The organism is Lentzea miocenica, from assembly GCF_033949945.1.
Lineage (GTDB): Bacteria > Actinomycetota > Actinomycetes > Mycobacteriales > Pseudonocardiaceae > Lentzea > Lentzea miocenica.
The window spans coordinates 1-24,004 of record NZ_JAXAVW010000005.1 but is presented as its reverse complement, the minus strand read 5'-3'; the positions used below and the strand labels follow the sequence as shown (position 1 = coordinate 24,004).

Below are 24,004 nucleotides of genomic sequence, written 5' to 3'. Positions count from 1 at the left end.
AAGTCCGCCAACAAGTGCAACCCCAGAGTTGCACATCCCCCGAGGATGCGCAACTCCAGGGTTGCATGTCCCTCCCGCACCCGAACGCGGGAGATGTTCTACGGGCGGGCGCCGATCGAGTTCACGATCACCGAGGTCACTGCGGAGGAGCTGCGGACCGTGCCCTTCTCCAAGGTGCCCTTGTCCCCGGACTGGTCCTCGGCGATGACCTCCCTGGTGCCGATGAAGTCACCGTTGTCCGGGTCGATGATGATCTCGGTGAAGTCGTCGTAGTACCTCTTGCCGAGCGCGACGCCTTCCTTGCCGTCGAGGTTCGCCCGCTTGTCCGTGACGACCAGGCCCGGCAACTGGGCGAGCGCGCGGAAGATGTTCGCGCGCACCTCGGCGGGGAACTGACCCGACCGCAACGCTTCCAGAGCCGACATGAACGCACCCGCGTCCTCGGCGTGGCCCTCCTCCCTGAGCTTGGCCAGCAGCGCCGCCGGGTCCTTCGGCAGCGAGGCGATGAACTCGGGCGTCGGGTTGTGGAACGAGCCGACGGTGCAGCGGTCCGGGTAGCCCTCGGCGAAGTAGGAGTACATGCCGCACTTGGCGCGGAACTCCTCGCCGTCCTTGAACGCGGTGCCGGCCTCCGGATCGCCCTCACCCTCGTGGCCGTCGACCCACTTCACCGAGTAGATCCTGTTCCGCAACATCCACTCGTCGCGGCGGTCGGCGGGAATCCACTCCTCGGTGGCCGAGTCGGTGGTCCACGCCTTGTCGGAGCCCCACTCCCCGGTGATGCCGGTGTAGTGGCTGCGCACATAGCGGTACTGACCGGGGCCGACCGGCCGGTCGACGACGCGGGAGGCGAGGTCCGCGGCCTTGATCAGCTCCTCGGCGGCGGACGCCGGGTTGCTGCCGACGCCGGTCAGGTCGACGGTCGACGCGGCCAGGCCGGCACCGGCCAGCACGGTGACGGCGGCCGCCGCGGCGAGCCAGCGGGTGCGGCGGCGCGGCCGGTGCTCGGCACCGACGGCGATCGGCTCGGCGACTTCGGCGCGCGTCTTGAGAGCGGCCGCCAGCGCGACCTTGCCGGCGGCGACGTCGAACTGGACGGGCTCGTCGCCGGCACGGGAAAGCGCGGCGTCGAGCACTCGGTCGAGGGTCTCGGGCTTGGTCGGCTCAGACATGGCTGTCCTCGGTGAAGTCGTGGTCGGTCGCGGCGAGGCTGGTGCGCAGCCGGGCACGCCCGCGGTGCAGTCTGGTGCGCACGGTGGCCACCGGGACGTCGAGCGCCACAGCGATCTCGGTCGGCGAGAAGTCCGCCCACGCGTTGAGCAGCAGCACCTCGCGTTCCTCGACGCGCAGTTCGGCGAGCCAGGCGGTCAGCGGTCCGGCGAGCACGTCCGCGTCCGCCGCGGCGCTCACCCGGTCACCGATGTCGGCTTCGTCGGTGCGGGCCGCGTACTCCTTGCTCCACGCACGCAGCTTGCGTTCCTCCGCACGCACGTGACCGCGCAGCAGGTTCGTCGCCACGCCGTAGAGCCACGCACGCACCGCGTCGGCCTCGTAAGCCTGCCCTTGCCGTTGGTCCCAGAGCACCAAGAAGGCCTCAGAGACAACGTCCTGCGCGGTGTCGGTGCCGACCCGCCTGGCCACGTAGCGGTGCAACCGCTCGGCCGTCGATTCGTAGAGAGTCAGCAGCGCGGCCTCGTCCAGCACGCCGGGCGCCTCGTCTTCGATGGTCAGCGCCACGGGCGCCACGTCGCTTCGCACATGACTACCTGGCCGCAGCCCCCACGAGCGTTCCCGGCGTGTGCTCACCGCCACATCGTGGGGTGTCCGATCAGATCTCGCTCGGGTACGGGTGCCGTGCCGTGAACTCGGCCGCGGTCATCCCGAACAGCACCACGTCGTGATGGCGCCCGGCGAAGAACTCGTGGTCGCGCAGCCTGCCCTCCTCGTGGAAACCGAGCCTGCGCTGCAGCGCCATCGACGGTTCGTTGAAGCCCCACACGCTCGCCTCGCACTTGTGGAACCTGCGCTCGCCGAACATGAAGCCCAGCAGCAACGTCACCGCCTCGGACGCGTAGCCGCGCCGCCAGTGGTCCCGGCCGAGCGCGATGCCGTAGGAGAACCGGCCGGCCCTGTGGTCCACCGAGTGCGTCGACGTCGACCCGACGAGCGCACCGTCCTCACACGACTCGATCGCCAGCTGGAACTGGTCGCGTTCCGCCTGCCGGAGCGCGGCCTTCTGCGCCCACTCGCGTTGCCGGGCGGCCGACGACGGCGGGTGGATCATGTCGGCGGCCCGCTGGGTGGCGGAGTCCTGGTCGAACTTCTGGAAGGACTCCCAGTCCTCGGGTTCCACCGCGCGCAGGCGAACGAGCCGTCCGGTCCAGACGTTGGTCATCCGGAGATCGAATCCGCCCGGCTCGCCCAGAGGCAACTCGTTTCAGGAACACGATCGGGTGACTACTAAGATCGTCCTGGTGACCGCCTACGACGACCTCGAGCTCGACACGACAGTGCTGCCGGAACGCCAGCAGAACATCCTGGTCGCCATCCGCGACTGGGTGGTGGAGCACGGCTACTCCCCCAGCACGCGTGAAATCGGCGAGGCGGTCGGCCTGAAGTCGTCGTCGAGCGTCTCCAAGCACCTGTCCGCGTTGGAGGACAAGGGTTTCCTGCGCCGCGGCAGCTCGGTGACGCGGCCGATGGACGTGCGGGTCTTCCTGAGTGAGACCCCGTCGCCCGCGCGGGTCTCGGAGGACTCGATCTCCGTGCCCGTCGTCGGTGACATCGCCGCCGGTACGCCGATCTCGGCCGTCGAACACGTGGACGACGTGCTCAACCTGCCGCGCGGGCTGGTCGGGCGCGGCAGCAACGTGTTCGCGCTGCGCGTGCGCGGTGACTCGATGATCGAGGCCGCGATCTGCGACGGCGACATGGTCGTGGTCCGGCAGACGCACGAGGCGTACAGCGGGCAGATCGTCGCCGCGATGATCGAGGAAGAGGCGACGGTCAAGGTCTACCAGCGCCGCAACGGTCACGTGTTCCTGGAGCCGCGCAACCCCGACTACCCGGTGATCGACGGCGACAAGGCCGTGATCCTCGGCATCGTGGTCTCGGTTCTCCGCAGCGTCTAGAGAACGCCCCAGTCGCGTTCCTTCAGGTGCTCGGCCACCGCTCGCACGGCCGGGGCGGGAGCTCCGCGGGTCACCAGGTAGAGGGTGTTGAGCGGCGGCACTTCCGGGTGGTGCAGCTGTTCGACGGATCCGGCGGTGATGGCGGGTTCGGCCAGGTAGCGAGGCAGCGCGGACACGCCCGCACCGGCGATCACCGCGGCCAGCACCGCGCGCAGGTCCGGCACGACGATCGCCGTGGGGTTCTTCGGGCGTTTGCCGAACTCGCTGCGCCAGTACCTCCTGATGATCGGCAGCTCGTCCGAGTAGGCGACCAGCGGCAGGTGTTCGAGTGCGCGCGCCGGGTCCTCGGCGAGCAGCTCACGATCCACGGTTCTGGCCAGCAGAGGCGGCCCGACCAGCAGGAACTCCTCATCGGTCAGCGGGCTCGCGGTCAGTCCCGCACCGGGGCGGACCGCGGACAGCACGATGTCGAGCTGTCCGGCTTTGAGCGCGTTGAGCAGGTCGTTCGCCAGGCCGAGGGTGATCTCCACCCGGATCCCCCGCTGGGTCAGCGGGGTGAGGGCGGACATGCCGCGGGTGGTCATGAACTCGGCCGCTCCCCCGATCCTGACCGTGCCTTCGAGGGCGGGCGCGGGGTCGAGAGCGCTTCGGAGCTGGTCGACGTGCGGGCCTGCGCGTCGAGCGAGTTCGTCGGCCCGGTGCGTGGCGGTGACGCCGCGACCGCCCCTGATGAACAGGGGTTCGCCGAGGTCCCTCTCCAGTCTGGCGAGCTGGCCGCTCACCGCGGGCTGGGTGAGCCCGCGCCTGGTCGCGGCGGCCGTGATCGACCCGCCGCGGTAGATCTCCAGGAACGTGGCCAGGAGATCCAGGTCTGTCAACTTCTCGGCCATAAGGCAGCTTATAGCTCATCCGACACGCTTGAAGGATTCGTGATGGTATTGGCCGCATGAAGAAGCTACTGATGGTCGTGACCGGAGCCGACTCGCTGACGCTGGCGGACGGCACGAACCACCCCACGGGGTTCTGGGCCGAGGAAGTGGTCGAGTCGGTGCGCGTGCTCCGCGAGGCCGGCGTCGAGGTCACCGTGGCGACACCAGGCGGTGTCGTGCCGACCGTCGACAAGGCGAGCCTGGACGGCAGGTTCGACGACGCCGTCGCGTCGCTCGAGGACCTGCGCGCGCCCGCGACGCTGGCGTCGATGAAGGCGGCCGACTTCGACGCGATCTACCTGCCCGGCGGCCACGGCCCCATGACGGACCTGGCGTTCGACCAGGACCTGGGCACGCTGCTGGCGGACTTCCACGACAGCGGCAAGCTCGTCGCGGCACTGTGCCACGGGCCGGCCGGGCTGCTCAGCGCGGTCAGGGCCGACGGCACGTTCGTGTTCGCCGGCAAGGAGCTGACGGTGTTCAGCGACGAGGAGGAGCGCATCGGCGGCCTGGACGTCCCCTACCTGGTCGCCGGACGGCTGGCCGAACTGGGCGCGCGCGTCACGCCGGGTGAGCCGTGGTCGAACACGGTGGTGGTGGACGGCAGGTTCGTGACGGGTCAGAACCCGCAGTCCACTGTGGCCACCGCGACTCAGGTCGCCGCGCTGATCTAGCCCAGGAATGAGCTAGCGCAGCGCTGCCGCGATCCGTTGCAGCAGGGCCTGTTCGTCGGCCTTGGTGACCGGCAGCTCGTTCGGCGCGTTGTCCCAGTCGACGCCGTCCAGCCCCAGCACGGACTTCCGGTCGAAGTCGAGAGCCTCGTCCGCCATCTCCGGCCGCAGCAGGTCGATGACGAGCCCTGTGTCCACGGTGGTGTGCCCGGCGAGCAGGGCGGCGTCGTAGAGGTCCTTGGCCTGCGGGTACATGTCGGTCGCGAGCCACTGGAGCTTCCAGGCCAGTGACAGCTCCTGGTTCGCGGCCAGCAGGATCGTGCCGGTGACCTCGACGGTGCTCTGCGGGCACGCAGCACGTCTGTCCACACGAGCACGGTCAGCCGGGATCCCCTTAGCCGGGACGAACGGACCCGGCCGAGTGCGCGCGCCCGGCGTTCGGCGAGGATCCCGCCCAGCAACGCCAGGTCGAGCCACGCCACCGACACCCGCACCGCGGCGGCGAGCGACGCTCCGGCGGCCAGGTCCGCGCGGTTCAGCCGCCGCAACGACAAACCCGCGACCACCACCAGTGCCAGCGCGACCGGAGTCAGCCAGACCGCCTCGACGGCAGCGAAGTCCGGCCGCAGGAACAACGCGAGCACGGCCACCCCGGCCAGCACGCTCAGCCAGGTCTGCGGGCGCACCCGGAACCGTTGCAGGACAACGGCACTCGCCACCACCGCGATCCCGACCGCGGCGGCACCGGTGAACAGCAACGGCCCTGGCGGCGCGGTCGCCCCCACCACACCGAAGACAGCGGCGGGCCACACCGCGCCACCCGCCGCGCCGAGCCCGAGCAGGCCGAGGAAACGGGGCATCAGCAGCGCGGCCCGGTCCACCGGCGAGGCCAGCACCCAGAACATCCGGTCACGGCCCGCGAACACCGGCCCGAACGCCAGCAGCACCTTGAGCAGCACCACCGCCGCCAGCACGGACAACCACAGCGCGGTCCACTCGCTCGCGCCCTGCTGCCCGGTCTTCTCCAGCCCTTTGAACGCGACACCCCAGGCGATCGCGCCGAAGATCGCCGTGGTGACGAGCCGTTCGTAGAGGCGGGCGAGCCGGAACCGCCACGGTGGCGGCGGACGCCTCAGCCGGTGCCGGACCTCGCCCGCCGACGGGATCACAGGAGCACGGAGCTGTCGGCGACCGCGTCGACGAGATCCCGGTCGTGCGAGGCGAACACGACGGCGACCCCGGCCGCCTTCTCCGCCTTCAGCCGCTCGCGCAGCCACGTGCGTCCCTGCACGTCGAGCCGCTGCTCCGGCTCGTCCAGGATCAGCAGGCCGCGTGGCCGCACGAAGCACGAGGCGAGGCCCAGCCGGTGCCGCTGCCCGCTCGACAACGTGGGCGGCAACTGGTCACGCACCTCGGACAGGCCCAGCTCACCCAGCACGTCGAGCACTTCGCGTTCGGGTTCCGGCGTGCCGTGCAGCCAGGCGACCAGCCGCAGGTGCTCCACGACGGACACGTCCGGGAAGTAGTCGGCGTCGTCCAGCAGGGCGGCGGTCAGCGCGCGGAACGACGCGGAGGCCTCGTCGCGCACCGCTCCGCCGACCAGCACCTCGCCCGCGTCGTGGGTCTCGGCGCCGACCAGGCACTTGAGCAGCGTGGACTTGCCGGAACCGTTGCGGCCCTCGATCGCCACGGCCTCTCCCGCCGCGACGGTGAAGCGGAGGCCGGTGAACACGGGGTCGTCGCCGTAGCTCTTGCGGACGTCCCGCACCTCAAGCATGTGATCAGGGTAATGGGAATAGCTCGGGCACCCGTGCGTTAAGGTAGATGCAAACGCATGGAACTTGAGGACAGAAGGAGGCGGGTGCCGTGCAGTTCGGAATCTTCTCGGTGAGCGACATCACCAGGGACCCGGTGAGCGGCGAGACCCCCAGCGAGGCCGAGCGGATCGACGCGATCGTGCAGATCGCCGAGAAGGCCGAGGAAGTTGGATTGGACGTGTTCGCGATCGGCGAGCACCACAACCCGCCGTTCTTCTCGTCCGCGCCCAGCACGCTGCTCGCCCACATCGCGGCGAGGACCGAGAGGCTGATCGTCAGCACCGCGACGACGCTGATCACCACCAACGACCCGGTGCGCATCGCGGAGGAGTACGCGATGTTGCAGCACCTGTCGAAGGGCCGCATGGACCTGATGCTGGGCCGTGGCAACACCGCACCGGTCTACCCGTGGTTCGGCGCGGACATCCGGCAGAGCCTGCCGCTGGCGCTGGAGAACTACAACCTCCTGCACCGGTTGTGGCGCGAGGACGTCGTGGACTGGGAAGGGAAGTTCCGCACCCCGTTGCAGGGCTTCACCTCCACGCCGCGGCCGCTGGACGACCTGCCGCCGTTCGTGTGGCACGGCTCGATCCGCACGCCGGAGATCGCCGAGCAGGCCGCCTTCTACGGTGACGGCTTCTTCGCGAACAACATCTTCTGGCCGAAAGAGCACTACATGCGGCTGATCAAGTTCTACCGGCAGCGGTACGCGCACTACGGCCACGGCACGGAGAAGCAGGCCATCGTCGGTCTCGGCGGTCAGGCGTACATCGCGAAGCGGTCGCAGGACGCGCTGAAGGAGTTCCGGCCGTACTTCAACGAGGCGCCGGTCTACGGGCACGGGCCGAAGATGGAGGACTTCATGGAGATGACGCCTCTGTCGGTCGGCAGCCCGCAGCAGGTCATCGACAAGACGCTGACCTTCCGCGAGCACTTCGGCGACTACCAGCGCCAAATGTTCCTGATGGACCACGCCGGTCTGCCGTTGAAGATGGTGCTCAACCAGCTCGACCTGCTGGGCGAGGAAGTGGTTCCGGTGCTGCGCAAGGAGATCGAGGCGCGGCAGGACCCGGAGACCGCCAAGCCGCCGACGCACGCGGTGCGCCTCAAGGAGAAGTACGGCGACCAGCCGGCCCGTCAGCCCAAGCCGAACGCCAACCGGGGTGACAACGTCACGGGTGGCTCGCCCTACCAGGACACCGAATGACCCGGGCGAACGAGGCGTGGGAGTCCCTGATGAGGGCCTACGCCGTGCTGATGAAGCAGTTCAACGCGGAGGACGTCTGGGGCGACCTGACGATGCGCGAGTACGACGTCCTCTACACGTTGTCCAAGTGCGGCAGTCCACTCAGGATGAGTGAGCTGAACCGCCACGTGCTGCTGAGTCAGCCCGCCCTGTCCCGCATGGTCGACCGCCTGGTCGACCGCGGGCTGGTGGACCGCTGCCCAGATCCCGGTGACCGCCGGGGTGTGCGCCTGTCGCTCACCCCGGCCGGCCGGAAGACCCAGCAGGAGATCGGCCGCCCGCACGCCCGCAGCGTCACGCGCGCCCTGAGCGTGCTCACGCCGGAAGAACTCGACCAGCTCGCCGCGATCACTCGCAAGCTGGCGGAGAACGAGGAGAGATGACAGCACAGCCGCAGTCTTCGACACAGTTGCAGCTCGTCATGGTGTCGGCCGGCACGAGCGACCCGTCGTCCACGCGCCTGCTCGCCGACCGCGTCGCCCAGCGCGTGGCCACGCTCGGGCAGCAGAAGCAGCTCACCGTCGAGATCCAGACCGTCGAACTGCGCGAGCTGGCGAGCGAGATCGCGAACGCCCTGGTGTCCAACCACATCGGCGCGAAGCTGCAGAAGGCGATCACGGCCCTGCAGCACGCGGACGGCATCGTCGCCAGCACCCCGGTCTACAAGGCGGGCGCGAGCGGGCTGTTCACGTCGTTCTTCCAGATCCTGGACAACGACCTGCTGATCGCCAAGCCCGTCGTGCTCGCCGCGACCGCCGGCACGGCCCGGCACGCGCTCGTGGTCGACGACCAGATGCGCGGCCTGTTCGCCTACCTGCGGACCGTCGTGGTGCCGACGTCGCTGTTCGCCGCGACCGAGGACTGGACGGACCCCGGGCTGAACAAGCGCATCGACCGCGCGGCCCTCGAACTGGTGGTGCTCATGGCCTCCGGGTTCGAGAAGCAGGTGCGCGACGAGTCGTGGGGCAGCTACCAGCACGAGTTCGGCAGCGCGGGCGGCACCGAGCTGTCGATCGACTTCGACTCGGACCTGATGCGGCTCGCCGCGGGTGGCGCAGCCAACTAGAAGTCGGCGCCGCGCGAGAGCTTTTCGTGCGCGCGGAGCTCAACGAGTGCATTTTCGTGCATGGCAACGGCGGCGTCGTACGCGGCGCCGCCGAGCACCAGCCGTTGCGGCGGTTGGGGTGCGTCCATCGCACTGAGCACGGCGCGCACTCCGCGTTCGGGATCGCCCGGCTGTTTGCCGTCCTGGTCCACGAACGCCGCACGGATGCCGTCCACCAACCCCAGATAGGCGTCGACGGTCTCGTGCACGGGCGCGTTCTGGAAGCCTGCATACGCCTTGGTGCGAAACGATCCCGGCTCGACGACCAGCACCCGCACGCCGAACGGCTCGACCTCCTGGCGCAACGTCTCCGACAGGCCTTCGAGCGCGAACTTCGCCGCCGAGTAGTAGCCGAACCCCTGCACACCGACGAGACCGGCCAGCGACGACATGTTCACGATCCAGCCGCCGCCCCGCGCCCGCATGCCCGGCAACACCGCCCGCACCAGCGTGACCACGGCGAACAGGTTCAGGTCGAAGCTGAGCCGAACCGTGTCGTCCTGGGTGCCCTCGACCGAGCCGTACCAGCCGCGGCCCGCGTTGTTGACCAGCACGTCGATCCCGCCGAACCGCTCCTCCGCCACCGCGACCGCCGCGCGAACCTGGTCGGCGTCGGTGACGTCGAGGCTCAGGACGAGCACCCGGTCGCCGTACCGCGAAGCCCATTCGCGCAGCTCATCGGGGCGACGAACGGTCAGCACCACCCGATCTCCCCGCTCCAGGGCGGCCTCGGCGTAGGCCATCCCGAACCCGCCGGGCGTCCCTCCCGTGATGAACCAGGTCTTCATCAGACTTCACCTTCCGCTATAGCGATTCATGTAGCGCTACATAAGCTACTATAGCGACATGCAGAACGCACGGGATCGGCTCCTGCTCGCCGCGGCGGAGATGCTGGAGAGCGGCGGCAAGGTGTCCACGAGGGCCGTGTGCGAACGCGCCGGGGTGCAGGCACCGACGCTGTACCACCACTTCGGCAGCAAACAGGGCCTGATCGACGCCGTGCTCAACCATGGTTTCACCCAGTACGTCGCGGTGGAGAGCTCCGGCGACCCGCTCGGTGACCTGCGCGAGGGCTGGGACCGGCACGTGCGGTTCGGGCTGGAGCACCCGTCGTTCTACGGACTGCTCTACGGCCGGGCCGAGCCGGGAAAGCCCTGTGCCGTCACCGCTCCCGCGCACGCCGCCCTTCGAGACAGGTTCACCGAAGCCGCCGCCCAGGGCCTGCTGAAGGTGCCCGCGGACACCGCCGCGGAACAGGTGCTCGCCGCCAACGTCGGCGTGACGCTGACCCTGATCACGCAGGCCGAACCGGACTCAGAGCTGTCCGCGGGCGTCCGCGAGGCGGCACTCGCCGGCGTGCTGCACGCGACCGGGGCGGAGACTCATGACCGGGCGAGCACCGCGCTCACCCTGCGCGCACTGGTCGACGTCGACCCCGGCGACCTCACGCCGGGCGAGCGCGCGTTGCTCGGCGAACTGCTGGACCGGCTGGCCCGCTAGACCACGCGGTGCTCCTCCGACCAGGGCACCAGCTTTCGTTCGGCGTAGCTCAGGCCGTAGAACAGCGCGACGCTCATGATCGCGAGCAGCGCCATCGCCGCGAAGGCCAGCGAGGTGTTGGCGCTGCCGCCGGACAGGCTGATCACGTACCCCAGTCCGGCGCTGGAGCCGACGAACTCGCCGATCACCGCCCCGATGACGGCCAGCGTGATCGACACCTTCAGCCCGACGAAGATCTGCGGCACCGCGTGCCGCAGCCGCAGCTTGAAGAACTCGTGGTGGCGAGAGGCGTCCAGCGACCGGAACAGCTCGACCAGCTCGCCCGGCGTGGACTTCATGCCGGACGCGGTCGAAATGACGATCGGGAAGATGCACACCAGCACCACCATGAGCACCTTCGAGGAGATGCCGAACCCGAACCACACCACCACGATCGGCGCGATGGCGACCTTCGGCACGGCGTTGAGCGCGACCAGCAGCGGGTAGAACATCCGCTCCAGGACCGTCGAGCCGACGATCAGCAACGCCAGCGGCACACCGATCACGATGGACAGCCCGAAGCCGGACACGGCCTCCCACAACGTGATCAGCGACTGTTCCAGCAGGTAGCCGGGCACCTCCAGGAACTCGGCGACGACGTCCGCCGGCGACGGCACCAGGAACGGCTCGATCCCGAACACGATCGTCGCGAGCCACCAGGCGCCGATGATCGCCAGCAGGCCCAGCACCGGCAGCACGACCTTCACGCCGTCACCTCCGCCAGCAGCTCGCGCAACTCCCGGCTCACCTCGTCCAGTTCGACCTGCCCCAGCGCGCGTGGCCGGGGCAGGTCGACGTCGACGATCCGGTGGATTCGGCCGGGACGCGGGCTGAGGACCACGATCCGGTCGGCGAGCAGCACGGCCTCGTCGATCGAGTGCGTCACGAACACGACCGTGCGCGGCAGTTCCAGCTGAACCCGTTGCAGCTCCTCGGAAAGCTCGGTCCGGGTGATCGCGTCCAGCGCCGAGAACGGTTCGTCCATCAGCATCACCCGCGGGCTCTGGATCAGCGACCGGCACAGCGACACCCGTTGCCGCATACCGCCGGACAGCTCGTGCGGCAGCCGTTCCTCGAACCCGCCGAGCCCGGTGAGGTCCAGCAGCTCGTGCGCCCGGTCCCGGTACTTCCGTTGCGCCAGGCCGAAGATCTCGATCGGCAGCAGCACGTTCGACAGCACCGACCGCCACGGCAGCAACGCCGGGCGCTGGAACATGAACGAGACGTCACGCCGAGGCTTCTCCACCCGCTCCCCGGCCACGAGGACGTGGCCCTCCGAAGGCTTGAGCAGACCGGCGATCAGGCGCAGCAAGGTCGACTTGCCGCAGCCGGAACGCCCGATCACCGCGACGAACTCGTGCTCGCCCACCTCCAGGCCGATCCCTGCCAACGCGGCGACGCTGCCGAAGGTGTGCGAGACGCCGTGCAGACCGATCACTTCGGTGCCAGTCCGAACGACGCCAGGTCGTCGGGACGCACCGAACCCGCGGGGATCGCGCCCGCGTCCACGAGCGTGCTGATGATCTTCTCCACCCGCGGCTGGGTCAGTTCGCCGGTGGGTCCGCTGAACCCGGACGGCTTCACGTAGGACGCCATCAGCCCGGCCTCGGCGCTGGCCACGCCCGCGTCCTGGGCCGGTTGGTGCTTCTTGAGGATCCGGCCGAGCTCGTCCGGGTGTTCGATCGCGTACTCCAGGCCCTTGAGCAGTGCGTCCCTGAACTTGGGCACCAGGTCGGCCTTGTTCGCCGCGATCTCCTTCGACGTCACCAGCGCGTTGCCGTAGAGGTCCGGAACCAGGTCGCCGTACGGCAGCACGACCGCCTTCCTGCCCTTCGCCGCGGCCTCGATCAGTGGTTTGCCGACGACGAACTGCCCGATCCCGTCGACCTGCCCGGCCGCCAGCAGCTGCGGAAGCGCGGGCGGTGCGGACGGCACGAACTGGACCTTCGCCGGATCGATGCCCGCCGCCTTGGCGTAGACCGGGAACATCACCTGGTTCGTGGAGCCGGGCTGGTCGCCGATCTTCTTGCCCACCAGGTCGGCGGGCTTGGAGATCCCGCTGCCCTCCAGCGCGACGATCGCGGCGAGCGAGCGCTGGTGGATGGCCGCGACCGTGGTGACCGGCAGCTTCTCCTTCGCGATGGTGATCGCGGTGGCGGTGAAGTCCGCGATGCCGAAGTCCGCGCGTCCGCCCGCGACGAGTTTGAGCACGTCGACGCTGCCGGTGCCCGGCGTGATCGTGACGTCGAGACCGGCCTGCTCGAAGAAACCCTTCTCCTGCGCGACGTACGCGTACGCGTCCCGGCCGAACGTGCTGAACGACGTCAGATAGCTGACCTTGGTCTTCGCCGCCGCCGGCTCCGGCGATCCACCGCAGGCCGCGACGGCCAGTGTGATCGCGAGCAGGACAGCTGAAACCGCTTTCCTCATGATCCCCTCCCCCGAAGGCGCCCTCACGGTCGAACATAGAGGTCGGGGAGGACGGATGAACACGACCAATCTGCCCGTGGCCGTGATCGGCGCGGGCCCGATCGGTTTGATCACCGCGCTGGGGCTGGTCTCGCACGGGGTGCCGGTGATGGTTTTCGAGGCGGGGAACGACCTGTCCGGCGAGACCAAAGCGGGCACGATTCTGACGCGCACGCTGGAAGTTCTCGACCGCTACGACGCGCTAGGGCCGGTGCTGGAGGCGTCGCTGCGGATCGACGAGATCGGCGAGCTGGACCGGGCGACCGGGATTTCGACCGGAAGCGTGTTCACCGCTGCTCTGGCGGACGAGACGCGGTTTCCGTTCGTCATCAACATTCCGCAGCACGAGCTGGAGCCAGTGCTCGCGGAGGTGCTGGAAGAGCGCGCTCCCGGAGCGTTGCGACTGCGGCACCGGTTGGTGGACTTCTCTCAACACGACGGTGGCGTGACGCTGCATCTGGAGACGCCGGACGGCCTGGTGGAGTTCGCGGCGGCGTACGTGCTGGGCTGCGACGGCGGGCGCTCGACCGTGCGCGAACGGCTCGGGGTGGACGTCGACGGGCACACGCTGGAGCAGCGGTACATGCTGGTCGACCTGGTGTGCGATCTGGACATCGGCAATCCGCGCGACTACCCGTACCTGGCCTACTTCGGCGACCGCGAGGAGTGGATGGTCCTCGTGCGACAGCCGCACTGCTGGCGGTTCGTGTTCCCACTGGCGCCCGGACGCCCGGAGCCGACGTCCGACGAGCTGCGCGACAAGGCACTTCACTTCATCGGCGAGGTCGACGAGCTGAAAGTGCTCGGCAGCAACGTCTACACGGTGCACCACCGCGTGGCGTCGTCGTGGCAGCGCGGCCGGGCGTTCCTGATGGGCGACGCCGCGCACCTGATCACTCCGATGTGGGCGTTGGGCCTGAACACCGGCGTGCTCGACGCGTCCAACCTGCCGTGGCGGATCGCGTGGGTGTGTCGCGGGTGGGCCTCACCGGACCTGCTCGGTGGCTATGAACGCGAACAGGCACCCGTGGCGATCAACGGTTCCGGGGCGATGGCCGAGGCGGCGCGGGCGGTGATGGACCGGCGGCTGGACTCGGTGGCGGGCTGGAGCGACGCGATGACCCGCACGTTGCTCGGCGTGCGGCTGGGCGAGGACTGGTCGCTGGTCCGCTCAGCAGGCCCGTTGCGGGTCGGAGATCGCGTCCCGGACCTGCGGGTTTTCGCCCTGCGCGGCCCCGTTCACCTGCACGAGCTGTGCCGCGACTCGTTCGTGGCCCTGCATCTCACCGACGCGCGCCGCCGACCGCCGGTGGCCGGCGATCTGCCCGGTCTGCGTCAGGTCTTGGTGAGCCGGTGGGACGCGCCGCACGACTCGGGCCTGCGAGATCGCGCCTACTTCGATCCCGGTTCGGTCGTCCGTGATCGCTTCGGCCTCGGCGACGCGGTGGTGCTGGTGAGGCCCGACGGGCACGTGGCATTCGTCGAACCCTGGACCGCCGACTCGTGGCGGCACGTCCAGGACCGGTACCTGCGGGAGGTGGGCCTTGAGGGGTGACGTGGTGGTGTCGCCGTCGGGTGAGGAGATCGTGCTCGTCGACGTCGGCCAGCGCGTGCTGTACGACGACCCGGTGGTCAGGGTGTGGGAGGTCCAGCTCGAACCGGGCGAGACCCACCCGTGGCACCTGCACCACAACCCGTACGTCGTGCTGAGCATCGGCGGCTCGGAAGGCCGCATGGACTGGCTCGACGGCAGCGAGCCCAGGTTCATCTCGGAGCACCGCGGCGGCTCGGTCTACCGGCCCGTGTCGCCCGTCCACCGGCTGACCAACATCGGCACGTCCTTCTACCGCAACCGGCTCGTCGAACTGAAGGACCTGGGCGAGAACCTGCCGGAGCCGCTCGACGTCTCGGCGCCGCTGGACATCTTGGCTGACGACGTCACCGTGTGGACCGTCGCGGACTCCTCGCTCGACCTGGAGGGGCCGCACGTCCTCGCCGCCCTCGACACCGAGGACGTGCGGCTCCACCCCGGCGGACCGTGCTCGCTCGACGGCGAGTGGTTCGTCGTCGAACTGCGCTACTTGTTCAGGTAGGGCTCGATGTCTTCCATCTCGGCGACCTGACGCACCTCGACCGACATCTCCTCGACGCCGGCGAAGCAGGTGATGTACTCCTCCGCCACGGCCGTGGCCTCGGCGAGGTCCTTCGCGTTGATCAGCACGAACCCGCCGACGACCTCCTTGGCCTCGGCGAACGGCCCGTCGATGGACTTGACCGCGGTGCCGCGCCTGCGCACGACCGAGCCGACCTTCTGCACGCCTTCAGCGCCGAGCAGGACGCCGTTCGCGGTCAGCTTGTCGATGAACCCGTTCATCCGCTCGATCAGCTCGGCGTTCGGCTCCCACGAAGCCGGATCGTCTTCCTGGACCCGGTGCATGAGCATGAACCGCATGTTCTCTCCTCGGTGTCGACTGGCAGCGTTCGACCACTGCCACCCCTGCGTCGATCGGCGTCACGGAGCTTTCGACATTTCCGCCATCATGGCCAGGTGAACTTTTCCAGGCTGGTCGCGTTCGTGCTGGCTGATACCGGCGCTCGCCGCCACGGTCAGCACACCTGCGGCAAGCCCGGCTCCAGGGACCACGTCCACGGGTTCTCCTGCCGATCTCCCGCGACATCGGTCTTGCAGCGATGACGTGTCGTCAGCCTTCACCCGCTCCCCTGTGGTGCGCGAGGTGCGCCGCCTGGCTCAGCTGAACGCGGCGTGACACGAGGTGGTCGGCCGTTCGCAACACCAGCGCGGCCATCGTGATCGACGGGTTGGACGTGCCGAGCGACGGCATGCTGCCGCAGCCCACCGCGTACAGGTTCGGGTGGTCCCAGCACCGTTGCCACTGGTCCACCACCGAGTCCCGCCTCGAAGCACCCATCACGTGCGTGCCGCCGCCGTGCCCGGCGCCCCAGTAGCGCAGCGGTTCGCCGTTGTGCTCGAAGTACTGGTCGTCGTCCGGTTTGTACGACGTGTGGTCGTCGGCCCCGAGCAGTTCGAAGATCTGGTCCGAGGCCCGCTTCGCGGCCAGCAGGCCGTCCTTCACGTAGTCCGACAGTCCGTAGTGGATGCTCGGCCGCGGGTTGCCCAGTGCGTCGCGGTCCGCTGCGAGCGTGACGCGGTTCGCGGGGTCGGCTTCCTGCTCGATCTCGAACTGGAGCGCGAACTGGCGGCCGACCCGGTCTGCCACGGCCTGCCGGAGTGCCTTGCCGCGCAGGCCCGCCGCGACGAACTCGGCCGTGTCGGAGTCGGGGCTGCCGGCCGACCAGCCCCAGCCCCAGTTGCCGATCTCGACGCGGAACGGCGCCCGCGTGCAGCGTTGCGGACCGGTTCGGAAGGCCTCGATGCCCGTGGTCGAGCCGGGTCCGCGGAACGGGCCGATCTGGTGTGGCATGAGTGCCCACGTGAGCAGCGCGGGGTGGTCCATCAGGTTGCGGCCGACCTGGTCGCTGCTGTTCGCGAGCCCGGACATCAGCAGCAGCTTGGCGTTCTCGATGGCGTGCGCGGCGAGGATGACCACGTCCGCTTCTTCCTCGTGCCGCGTGTGCCTGCCGGTCGTGTCGTCCTCGTATCGCTGGTAGCTGACCTTGGTGATGCGCCCGAACTCGTCGGCGTGGACCCGGTTCACGACGCACCTGGTGCGCAGTTCGACGTTGGGAGGCCAGCGTTTCTGGGTGCGGTGCGGCGTGTACTTGGCTTGCTCCGGGCAGATCGGCACACAGCTCGCGTACCCGGCGCACAGGTTGCCGTCCGGCCGGTAGCCGGCCGTCGGTTTGCCGTTGCGCGCCTGCGGTGTGCCCACGACCAGCAGCTCGTGCCCGTCGATGCTCGCACCGTCCACAACGGACGCGATCGCGTGGTCGAGGTACGTGCGGGGCAAGGCGTGCATGGGATAGCGGTAGCCGTCCGCGACGGGGAGGTGCTGGCGTTGCTCGTCGGCGTCGGCCGAGATCCCGATCTCCCACTCAGCGGCGCGGTAGTACGGCTCCAGGTCGTCGTAGGAGATGGGCCAGTTGCGACCGTGGCCGAGGTCGGCGGCGTGGAAGTCCTCGGGATGCATCCGGGGCGTGATCCCGGTCCACGCGGTGCCGGTGCCGCCGTTCATCCGCAGGTACGGGCTCGAGTACGCGTACGGCCCGGTGTTGATCACGTACTCGCTCGACGGCGCGGCGACGGTGCTCCGGTACGGCGCGAGCGGTGTCTTGACCAGTGCGGTCTGGAACCTCCGGAGCGCCTCGTCGTGGTCGGTCTGCGCTCCCGCTTCGAGCACGAGCACCTGGAACCCGTTGTCCCCCAGCACCTTCGCGATCAGCGAGCCGGCGAACCCGGCACCGACGACGACGGCCCTCACCGGACGCTGCTTCTGGGTCTGTGCTCCCAGCTGCCGAAGCCCGGTGCCCTCGTACCCGGTGGGGCGACCCCGACGGCCTTCCACGCCAGTCCTTCTGCGTAGGCGCGGGAGCTGGGAATCACCCCGCGCCAGACGCCGGTGTACCAGAGCTCGATGATCTCGGCGTGCGACGCGTCCCGCGCCAGCGCGCGATACTGCTCGACCAGTCCGGTCGACCTCAGCTCCTCCACCGAGAACCCGGTCAGCTCGGCGGACAACTCCACGAAGGCGTCCATCGGGACATCCTCAACGGAGGAAAGGTCTTGCGCCAAACGATCTGAGCAATGCTCACCCGCGTGGCGCAACCTCCATCTCGCCCAGCAGCGACCAGTCGTCCTGCTCCACGGCCTGGCTGACGATGCGCGGCGTCTCCGCGAGGTACGGCGGCAACTCCTTCTGCGCGTTCTTGAAGTGCTCCGACCGCACGTGCGCGCCACCCGCGTCCCCGTCCCGGAACGCCTCGACCAGCACGTACTCGTTGGCGTCGTCAAGGCTGCGCGACCAGTCGAACCACAGGCAGCCGGGCTCGGCGCGCGTTGCCTCGGTGAAGTTCCTGGAGATCTCGGGCCAGGCGTCCGCGTGCTCGGGCAGGACGCGGAACTTGGCGGTGATGAAGATCAAGACGGCCTCCTTCACGTGATCGCCGTCAACCCTATTGCGTGCGGCCGGTGCTGGCATCTCCCGCTCTGCGAGGTCGCCGATCCTGCGCGATCATCGCCCGGTGCCCGAGATGATCGACACTCGCAGGCGGAACCTCGTCGTCGCGGCCGTCCTGCTCGCCATGCTGCTGGCCGCACTCGACCAGACCATCGTGTCCACCGCGCTGCCCACGATGGTGGCCGACCTGGGTGGCGGCGCGCACCTGTCGTGGGTGGTGACGTCGTACCTGCTCGCCGAGACCATCATGACGGTGCTCATCGGCAAGTTCGGTGACCTGTACGGGCGCAAGAAGACGTTCGTGATCAGCGTCGCGCTGTTCCTGATCGGGTCGTTCTTCGCGGGCTGGTCGGAGTCGATGGGCATGCTGATCGCGTTCCGCGCGGTCCAGGGTCTTGGCGCGGGCGGGCTGATGGTCACCTCGACGGCGATCATCGCGGACGTCGTGCCGTTGAAGGAACGCGGCAAGTTCCAGGGGTTCGCCGGGGCGGTGTTCGGCATCGCGACGGTGGCCGGGCCGTTGCTCGGCGGGCTGTTCGTGGACCACCTGAGCTGGCGGTGGGCGTTCTACGTGAACATCCCGCTCGGCATCGCCGTGGTGCTGGTGGCGATCGCGGCGCTGCCCACGATCAAGGCGGAGGGGCGTCCGAGGATCGACTACGCGGGCATCGCGCTGATCGCGCTCGCGGCGACCGGGTTGACGCTGGTCACGAGCTGGGGCGGTACCGAGTACGCGTGGACGTCGCCGACGATCCTGTGGATGGCCGCCGGGTCGATCGTGCTGCTGGTGGCGTTCGTGTTGGTGGAGCAGCGTGCGGCCGAGCCGATGTTGCCGATGAGGTTGTTCCGCAGCCGGGTGTTCACGGTCTCGGGCATCCTGAGCTTCGTCGTCGGGTTCGCGATGCTCGGCGGCATCACCTACCTGCCGATCTACCTGCAGTACGTGCGCGGCGAGTCGGCGACGGCGTCCGGGCTGTGGATGTTGCCGCTGATCGCCGGGCTGATGTCCACGGCGCTGCTCACCGGCAACACGATCAGCCGCACCGGCAGGTACCGGGCGTTCCCGATCGCCGGGTCGGCCGGGCTCACCGTCGGCATCTTCCTGCTGTCCTATTTGGACGCGGGCACCAGCTACTGGGTCATGGGCGCGTTCATGGTCGTGCTCGGCGCGGGCATCGGCCTGGTGATGCAGGTGCCGGTGATCGTCGTGCAGAGCACCACGAACTACTCCGACCTCGGCGTCGCCACCTCGGGCATCAGCTTCCTGCGCACCATGGGCAGCTCGTTCGGCGTCGCGATCTTCGGCACGATCTACGCCAACCAGCTGCCCAAGCACCTGGTGATCCCGCAGGGCGTCGACCCGCGCGCGATCGCGAGCCCCGCCGCGGTGCACGCGCTGCCCGAGGCCATCAAGGCGCCGATCGTCGCAGGGTACGCCGAGACCATCCAGATGATGTTCCTGATCGCCGCGCCGATCGGTCTGGTCGCGCTGCTCGTCGCGTTCTTCCTGCCGCAGGTCCAGTTGCGGGACACGAGTCGTGCCGCCGCGGCCGGCAACAGCGGTGTGGGCGAGAGCTTCGCCGCGCCGCCCTCGAACTCCTACGACGAACTGCGCAAGCTCGTCTCGACGGTGGTGTCGAAGTCCAAGGACGACCCCGGTTTGGCCGTGCTGCGGCGTTCGGGCGTTGATCTGCCGCTGGAACAGGCTTGGCTGCTCGGCCGCGTGTATCGGGCGTCGACGGACGACGGCGTGGCCACGCTCGACGAGATCGCCGAGATGACCAAGGTTCCCGGCGGCATCTTCGAGCCCACCGCGCGCGAGCTGGTGCGGTCCGGGCACCTGACGTTCAACGACGACGGCTACCGCTTCACCAACGAGGGCGCGGACGTGTTCGCGCAGCTCGTGCAGGCGTGGCGGCGGTGGCTGCTCGACCAGCTGGAGGACTGGCACGAGCCGGACCAGCGCGACTTCGCCCAGGCCCTCGACTCGTTCACGGACGAACTGATCGAGAGCGGACGTCAGATGAGCAAGGTCTAGAGACGAGCGGCCAGGGCCGTCGCCTCCGTGGTGCGGCCCTGCTTCTCGTACAGCTCCAGCGCTCGCTCCCACTGCTCGCGTGCCTCAGCGCCGTCCCCCGCGGCCGCGTGCACGTCACCGAGGTGCTCCAGCACGGTCGCCTGCTCCGCCGAGTTGTCCAGCTCCCGGTACAACGCCAGCGCCTCGCGGTAATGCGCGACGGCGTCGGCGTGCCGGCCGTCGTGGTGGGCGATGTGCGCGAGACTGTCCAAAGTGGCCGCTGTGCCTTCGGAGTGGCCGAGTTTGTTGTTGAGCAGCAAGGCGTCTTCACAGAACGTACGAGCCTCGGTGTAGCGACCCAGGCACGCGTATCGCCACCCGGCCTCGTTCAACGCCTCGGCTTCGCGGATCTCCGAACCGGCCGCGCGGAACTTCTCCAGCCCCCGCAACGAGTGCTCCAGCGCCTTCTCCAGGTCGCCCTCGAACTCGGCCGCCCACGCCATCGACCGGTGTGCGGCGCCGTGGGCCGCGTGGTCGTCGGTGCGCGCGAACAGCTCCAGGCTGCGTTCGAAGTGGCTGTGCCCCAACGCCGACTCGCCCATCTCGACGTAGTCCGCGCCGAGGCACATGTGCGCGGTCGCCTGCTTGGTCTCGTCTCCCAGCGCTTCCGCGGCCCGCAACGCCATCAGCCAGGCATCGATGTCGTCGGAGGTGCGCCCGCGACGGAGGTGGTAGGGGTTGAGCGCGCGGCCGAGCAGCCACGCCACGTCGAACGCGCCGCGCTCCAACGCCTGCCGTTGCTCGGTCAGCAGGCAGGCGTGCTCCGCGTCGAACCAGGCCATGGCCGCGGCACTTCCGGAGAACGCCAGCACGTGGCTGCTTTCGTGCTCGGGCAACGCCTTGAACGGCTCCAGCGCCATCGCCGCGGCCCGCACCGCGGCCGCGTAGAAGTCGGCCAGCCGCGAGCCGGCGTCCACCGGCAGATCCGCCGCGTACAGCCCGACCAGGTCGTGCATCCGATACCGGCCAGGCACGTGTTGCTGCACCAGATGCGCGTTCTCCAGCTCCCGCACCACCATGCGTGCCTTCGCGACCGGCAGGTCCAGCAGTGCCGCCACCGCGGCGAGGCTCACGTCCGCCGTGCCCACGGTCCCCAGCAGCCCGAACGCGCGCGCCGCCTCGTCCGACAGTGCCGCGACGGACCACGAGAACACCGCCCGCAGGTTCGTGCCGATCTCTCCCGCGTCCAGCGCGTCGAGCGGTTGCTCCCGCAGTTCCTCCGCGAACACCGCGAGCGGGAAGTCCGGTTCCATTGCGGCCCGCGCGGCGACGATCGACAACGCCAGCGGCAACCCGCCGCACCAGCTGACCAGGTCCGCGACCACCCCTGGTTCGGCGGCGACCCGCGCCGATCCCAGCCGTGCCGTGAGGAACTCGTGGGCGTCGGCCGGGTGCAGCACGTCCAGCGACACCGACCTGGCGCCGTGGCCCGCCACCAGTCCCGCGAGCTTGAGGCGGCTCGTGACCAGCACCGTCACGTCCGAACCCGGCAGCAGCGGCACGACCTGCTCGGTGGAACGGGCGTTGTCGAGCAGCACGAGCATCCGCCTGCCCGCGACCAGGCCGCGGTACCGGGCGGCGCGGGCGTCCAGTCCGGCGGGGATCGTGTCCTCGCCCAGCGCCTCCAGGAACTCGCGCAGCACCGTTTCCGGCGGTGTCGGCTCGGCGGACGGGTCGAAGCCGCGCAGGTTCACGTAGAGCTGGCCGTCCGGGAACGCGTCGAAGTGCTGGTGCGCCCAGTGCAGCGCCAGTGCGGTCTTGCCGATGCCGCCCGTGCCGCCGATCGCGGTGATCACGACGGTGCCGGACGTGTCCAGCGCGGCCAGTTCGTCCGCGCGACCGGTGAACCACGGGTGCGGCGCGGGCAACTGCCGTGGACCCGTACCGTGCCGTTCGCCGGCCAGGATCCGCTGGTGCACGTCCTGCAACGGCTTGCTCGGGTCCGCGCCGAGTTCATCGGCCAGGCGCCGTCGCATGGTGTCGTAGTGCCGCAACGCCTCCGCGTCGTTGCCCGACCGGTGCAGCGCCAGCATCAGTTGCGCGGCAAGGCGTTCGTCGTGTGGCCGGTCGTCAGCCGACTGCCGCAGCGCCGGCAGCAGCGCGGCGTGCCGGCCGCCCGCGAGCGCCAGGTCGTTGCGATCCAGTTCGGCGGCGACGCGTTCGGCGTGCAGGCTCTCCCGCAGCGCGTCGAACCACTCCGACTCGAGCCCTTCCAGCGCCTGCCCCCGCCACAGCCCGAGCGCGTCGTCGAGCGCGCCCTGCCGCACGAGTGCGCGGAAGCGGAACAGGTCGACCTGCTCAGGTGCGACGGTCAGCCGGTAGCCCGCGGGCGTGCGCTCGATGTCGAGTTCGAGCAGCTTACGAAGCTTTGACACGTACCCGTAGAGCGTCTCGCGGGCCCGCAGCGGCGCCCGTTCGCCCCAGACGCGGTCCAGCAGCCGGTCGACCGGTACCGGCCTTCCTTCCTCCACCAGCAGCGCGACCAGCACAGACCGTTGCCGGACGTGCCCGATCTCGACCAACGCGCCCCGGTCGCGCACCTCCACGGCACCGAGCAGCCCGAACTCCACGTTCACCCCTCAGCAGCGGATTCAAGGTTCATCCTAGGTTCATCCTTGATCAAACGGGCAAGGTCGTCCTGGCAGGAAGGCCCCGGTCACCACTGACACCGGCAGCCCAGCCCAAGGGGCCTTCCCCACACTCTTCCGCCGCGAAAGATCACCCGACCAGACCAGGGCACGCGTATATCCACATGCGACCCTGGAACTGATGAGCATCACGCGAATCGGGTCGTTCAACGTGGAGAACATGTTCGAGCGCCCAAAAGTGATGGGCCGCATCGCGACCAAGCACGCGGCCCCGATTCTGGCCGCCCACGCCCGGTTCAACGAACTGATCGCCGCCGAGACCTACACCCCGGAAGTCAAGGAAGAGCTCAAGGAACACCTGGCAACGCTGGAACTGCTGCGAAGTGACCGGAGCAAGTTCGCGATCCTCCGGCGCATCCGCGGCAGGTTCCTCGCACGGCACCGCACCGGCGAAACCACCGTCGTGGCAAGCGGTCGCGAGTCGTGGGTCGGCTGGGTCGAGCTCACCACCGAACCCATCAGCGAACTCGCCACGCGTCACACCGCCCAGGTGATGCGCGACGTCGGCGCCAGCGTGCTCGGCGTCGTGGAGGCGGAATCCCGCGAGCTGCTGCACATGTTCTCCGCCAGCATGCTCAAACACGTCGGCTGGACCCCTTACGAAGAAGTGCACCTCATCGACGGCAACGACGAGCGCGGCATCAACGTCGGCCTGCTGACGCGCGACTCGCACGAGGTCATCACCATCCGCACACACGTGTACGCCAAGGACAGCTCGGGCGTGATCTTCTCCCGCGACTGCGCCGAGTACCACGTCCGCACCCCCTCCGGCCCTGAGGTCGTCGTGCTGGTGAACCACCTGAAGTCCAAGGGTTACGGCTCCCCCGGCGACCCGATCGGCGCCCGCCGCCGGTTCCGCCAGGCGGTCCGCATCGCCCGCATCGTCAACCGGCTGCGGGACGAGGGCCACGAGCACATCGCGGTCGTCGGCGACCTCAACGACACCGCGGACAGCGAGGCCCTCCGGCCGTTGTTCCAGCGCACCGGCCTGCGTGACATCAGCGAGCACTCGAACTTCGACTGGGACAACCGCCTCGGCACGTACCGCGGCGTGAACGAGAAGGGCAAGATCGACTACGTCCTGCTCACCCCGGAGCTGTTCGCCAAGGCGATCGGCGGCGGCATCTTCCGCAAGGGCGTGTGGCGCGGGCCGCGGACCAAGAACCGTTGGGACGTCTACGAAACCATGACCAACGAGGTGCACGCGGCCAGCGACCACGCCGCCATCTACGCCGACATCGACTGGACGCTCTAGGGCCGGACTTCGACACAGGCC

Annotated in this window: 26 protein-coding genes and 1 pseudogene; 10 read left to right on the top strand and 17 right to left on the bottom strand. The window is 69.3% G+C overall.

From position 1 onward, the window contains the following. Nucleotides 1-98 precede the first annotated feature (98 nt). The 3 genes from SK803_RS07610 to SK803_RS07600 are packed head-to-tail and all read right to left on the bottom strand — an operon-like array spanning nt 99 to nt 2,395. On the bottom strand, nt 99-1,172 hold the full coding sequence (locus SK803_RS07610; RefSeq protein ID WP_319965077.1) for a CU044_5270 family protein: 1,074 nt from the start codon (nt 1,170-1,172) through the stop codon (nt 99-101). Next, on the bottom strand, nt 1,165-1,806 hold the full coding sequence (locus tag SK803_RS07605) for an RNA polymerase sigma factor (RefSeq protein WP_319965076.1): 642 nt from the start codon (nt 1,804-1,806) through the stop codon (nt 1,165-1,167). The genes SK803_RS07610 and SK803_RS07605 overlap by 8 nt, the downstream gene beginning before the upstream one ends. 22 nt (nt 1,807-1,828) lie before the next feature. After that, entirely contained in the window at nt 1,829-2,395 is a 567-nt protein-coding gene (locus SK803_RS07600) for a GNAT family N-acetyltransferase (RefSeq protein WP_319965075.1), read from the bottom strand. A gap of 79 nt (nt 2,396-2,474) precedes the next feature. On the opposite strand from SK803_RS07600, the gene lexA reads away from it, so the two are divergent. After that, entirely contained in the window at nt 2,475-3,131 is a 657-nt protein-coding gene (gene lexA, locus SK803_RS07595; RefSeq protein ID WP_319965074.1) for a transcriptional repressor LexA, read from the top strand. Here the strand turns inward: lexA and SK803_RS07590 are convergent. Beyond that, nucleotides 3,128-4,021 carry a LysR family transcriptional regulator gene (locus tag SK803_RS07590; protein ID WP_319965073.1) on the bottom strand — a complete coding sequence of 298 codons (894 nt, stop codon included), beginning with the start codon at nt 4,019-4,021 and terminating at the stop codon, nt 3,128-3,130. The two genes, lexA and SK803_RS07590, sit on opposite strands and share 4 nt — an antisense overlap. A gap of 56 nt (nt 4,022-4,077) precedes the next feature. Here SK803_RS07590 and SK803_RS07585 point away from each other — a divergent pair, with 56 nt between their 5' ends. Continuing rightward, on the top strand, nt 4,078-4,734 hold the full coding sequence (locus SK803_RS07585; protein WP_319965072.1) for a type 1 glutamine amidotransferase domain-containing protein: 657 nt from the start codon (nt 4,078-4,080) through the stop codon (nt 4,732-4,734). Nucleotides 4,735-4,746: 12 nt separating this feature from the next. Here the strand turns inward: SK803_RS07585 and SK803_RS07580 are convergent, their stop codons facing one another. The 3 genes and pseudogenes from SK803_RS07580 to SK803_RS07570 all read right to left on the bottom strand — a co-directional run bounded on the left by SK803_RS07580 (nt 4,747) and on the right by SK803_RS07570 (nt 6,508). Further along, entirely contained in the window at nt 4,747-5,100 is a 354-nt protein-coding gene (locus SK803_RS07580) for a hypothetical protein (RefSeq protein WP_319965071.1), read from the bottom strand. A 20-nt stretch (nt 5,101-5,120) separates the two neighbouring features. Beyond that, nucleotides 5,121-5,678: pseudogene (locus tag SK803_RS46485) on the bottom strand (DUF6297 family protein); the annotation flags it as partial. A gap of 218 nt (nt 5,679-5,896) precedes the next feature. Next, entirely contained in the window at nt 5,897-6,508 is a 612-nt protein-coding gene (locus SK803_RS07570; protein ID WP_319965069.1) for an ABC transporter ATP-binding protein, read from the bottom strand. Nucleotides 6,509-6,597: 89 nt separating this feature from the next. Here SK803_RS07570 and SK803_RS07565 point away from each other — a divergent pair, with 89 nt between their 5' ends. Genes SK803_RS07565 through SK803_RS07555 form a run of 3 tightly spaced genes read left to right on the top strand, consistent with a single transcriptional unit; the run spans nt 6,598 to nt 8,860 of the window. Further along, nucleotides 6,598-7,755 (top strand): LLM class flavin-dependent oxidoreductase, encoded by a 1,158-nt coding sequence (locus SK803_RS07565; protein WP_319965068.1) that lies wholly within the window; start codon nt 6,598-6,600, stop codon nt 7,753-7,755. Further along, on the top strand, nt 7,752-8,177 hold the full coding sequence (locus SK803_RS07560) for a MarR family winged helix-turn-helix transcriptional regulator (RefSeq protein ID WP_319965067.1): 426 nt from the start codon (nt 7,752-7,754) through the stop codon (nt 8,175-8,177). Before SK803_RS07565 ends, SK803_RS07560 begins: the two co-directional genes overlap by 4 nt. Beyond that, on the top strand, nt 8,174-8,860 hold the full coding sequence (locus SK803_RS07555) for a CE1759 family FMN reductase (RefSeq protein ID WP_319965066.1): 687 nt from the start codon (nt 8,174-8,176) through the stop codon (nt 8,858-8,860). The genes SK803_RS07560 and SK803_RS07555 overlap by 4 nt, the downstream gene beginning before the upstream one ends. Here SK803_RS07555 and SK803_RS07550 read toward each other — a convergent pair. Beyond that, nucleotides 8,857-9,687, bottom strand: a complete 831-nt coding sequence (locus tag SK803_RS07550; protein ID WP_319965064.1) for an SDR family NAD(P)-dependent oxidoreductase — start codon at nt 9,685-9,687, stop codon at nt 8,857-8,859. The two genes, SK803_RS07555 and SK803_RS07550, sit on opposite strands and share 4 nt — an antisense overlap. Before the next feature lie 58 nt (nt 9,688-9,745). Here SK803_RS07550 and SK803_RS07545 point away from each other — a divergent pair, with 58 nt between their 5' ends. After that, complete coding sequence (locus SK803_RS07545; protein WP_319965063.1) at nt 9,746-10,399, top strand: TetR/AcrR family transcriptional regulator; 654 nt, start codon at nt 9,746-9,748, stop codon at nt 10,397-10,399. On the opposite strand, the gene SK803_RS07540 is transcribed toward SK803_RS07545, so the two are convergent. Genes SK803_RS07540 through SK803_RS07530 form a run of 3 tightly spaced genes read right to left on the bottom strand, consistent with a single transcriptional unit; the run spans nt 10,396 to nt 12,868 of the window. Then, nucleotides 10,396-11,145, bottom strand: coding sequence for an ABC transporter permease (locus tag SK803_RS07540; protein ID WP_319965062.1), 750 nt, complete (start codon nt 11,143-11,145; stop codon nt 10,396-10,398). The genes SK803_RS07545 and SK803_RS07540 overlap by 4 nt on opposite strands. Beyond that, on the bottom strand, nt 11,142-11,876 hold the full coding sequence (locus SK803_RS07535) for an ABC transporter ATP-binding protein (RefSeq protein ID WP_319965061.1): 735 nt from the start codon (nt 11,874-11,876) through the stop codon (nt 11,142-11,144). The genes SK803_RS07540 and SK803_RS07535 overlap by 4 nt, the downstream gene beginning before the upstream one ends. Further along, on the bottom strand, nt 11,873-12,868 hold the full coding sequence (locus SK803_RS07530) for an ABC transporter substrate-binding protein (protein ID WP_319965060.1): 996 nt from the start codon (nt 12,866-12,868) through the stop codon (nt 11,873-11,875). The genes SK803_RS07535 and SK803_RS07530 overlap by 4 nt, the downstream gene beginning before the upstream one ends. A gap of 55 nt (nt 12,869-12,923) precedes the next feature. Between SK803_RS07530 and SK803_RS07525 the strand changes: the two genes are divergently transcribed. Next, a complete protein-coding gene (locus tag SK803_RS07525; protein ID WP_319965059.1) occupies nt 12,924-14,462 on the top strand; it encodes an FAD-dependent monooxygenase in 1,539 nt (512 codons plus the stop codon). Beyond that, entirely contained in the window at nt 14,452-15,000 is a 549-nt protein-coding gene (locus tag SK803_RS07520; protein ID WP_319965058.1) for a hypothetical protein, read from the top strand. Before SK803_RS07525 ends, SK803_RS07520 begins: the two co-directional genes overlap by 11 nt. Here SK803_RS07520 and SK803_RS07515 read toward each other — a convergent pair. From SK803_RS07515 to SK803_RS07495, 5 genes are read right to left on the bottom strand one after another with little or no spacing between them, the layout of a single operon-like run. Next, nucleotides 14,985-15,359, bottom strand: a complete 375-nt coding sequence (locus SK803_RS07515) for a YciI family protein (RefSeq protein ID WP_319965057.1) — start codon at nt 15,357-15,359, stop codon at nt 14,985-14,987. The genes SK803_RS07520 and SK803_RS07515 overlap by 16 nt on opposite strands. A 60-nt stretch (nt 15,360-15,419) precedes the next feature. Next, entirely contained in the window at nt 15,420-15,557 is a 138-nt protein-coding gene (locus SK803_RS07510; protein ID WP_319965056.1) for a hypothetical protein, read from the bottom strand. Nucleotides 15,558-15,609: 52 nt separating this feature from the next. After that, nucleotides 15,610-17,307, bottom strand: a complete 1,698-nt coding sequence (locus SK803_RS07505; protein WP_319965055.1) for a GMC family oxidoreductase — start codon at nt 17,305-17,307, stop codon at nt 15,610-15,612. Beyond that, entirely contained in the window at nt 17,304-17,582 is a 279-nt protein-coding gene (locus tag SK803_RS07500) for a hypothetical protein (protein ID WP_319965054.1), read from the bottom strand. Before SK803_RS07500 ends, SK803_RS07505 begins: the two co-directional genes overlap by 4 nt. Before the next feature lie 52 nt (nt 17,583-17,634). Next, a complete protein-coding gene (locus SK803_RS07495; protein WP_319965053.1) occupies nt 17,635-17,967 on the bottom strand; it encodes a putative quinol monooxygenase in 333 nt (110 codons plus the stop codon). Nucleotides 17,968-18,076: 109 nt separating this feature from the next. On the opposite strand from SK803_RS07495, the gene SK803_RS07490 reads away from it, so the two are divergent. Beyond that, nucleotides 18,077-20,041: an MDR family MFS transporter gene (locus SK803_RS07490; RefSeq protein ID WP_319965291.1), complete on the top strand. Its 1,965-nt coding sequence runs from the start codon at nt 18,077-18,079 to the stop codon at nt 20,039-20,041. Here SK803_RS07490 and SK803_RS07485 read toward each other — a convergent pair. Beyond that, entirely contained in the window at nt 20,038-22,650 is a 2,613-nt protein-coding gene (locus SK803_RS07485) for an AfsR/SARP family transcriptional regulator (protein ID WP_319965052.1), read from the bottom strand. The two genes, SK803_RS07490 and SK803_RS07485, sit on opposite strands and share 4 nt — an antisense overlap. Before the next feature lie 199 nt (nt 22,651-22,849). On the opposite strand from SK803_RS07485, the gene SK803_RS07480 reads away from it, so the two are divergent. After that, the gene (locus SK803_RS07480; protein WP_319965051.1) at nt 22,850-23,983 is read left to right on the top strand and encodes an endonuclease/exonuclease/phosphatase family protein; all 1,134 of its coding nucleotides are present in this window, start codon (nt 22,850-22,852) and stop codon (nt 23,981-23,983) included. Nucleotides 23,984-24,004: the final 21 nt, after the last annotated feature.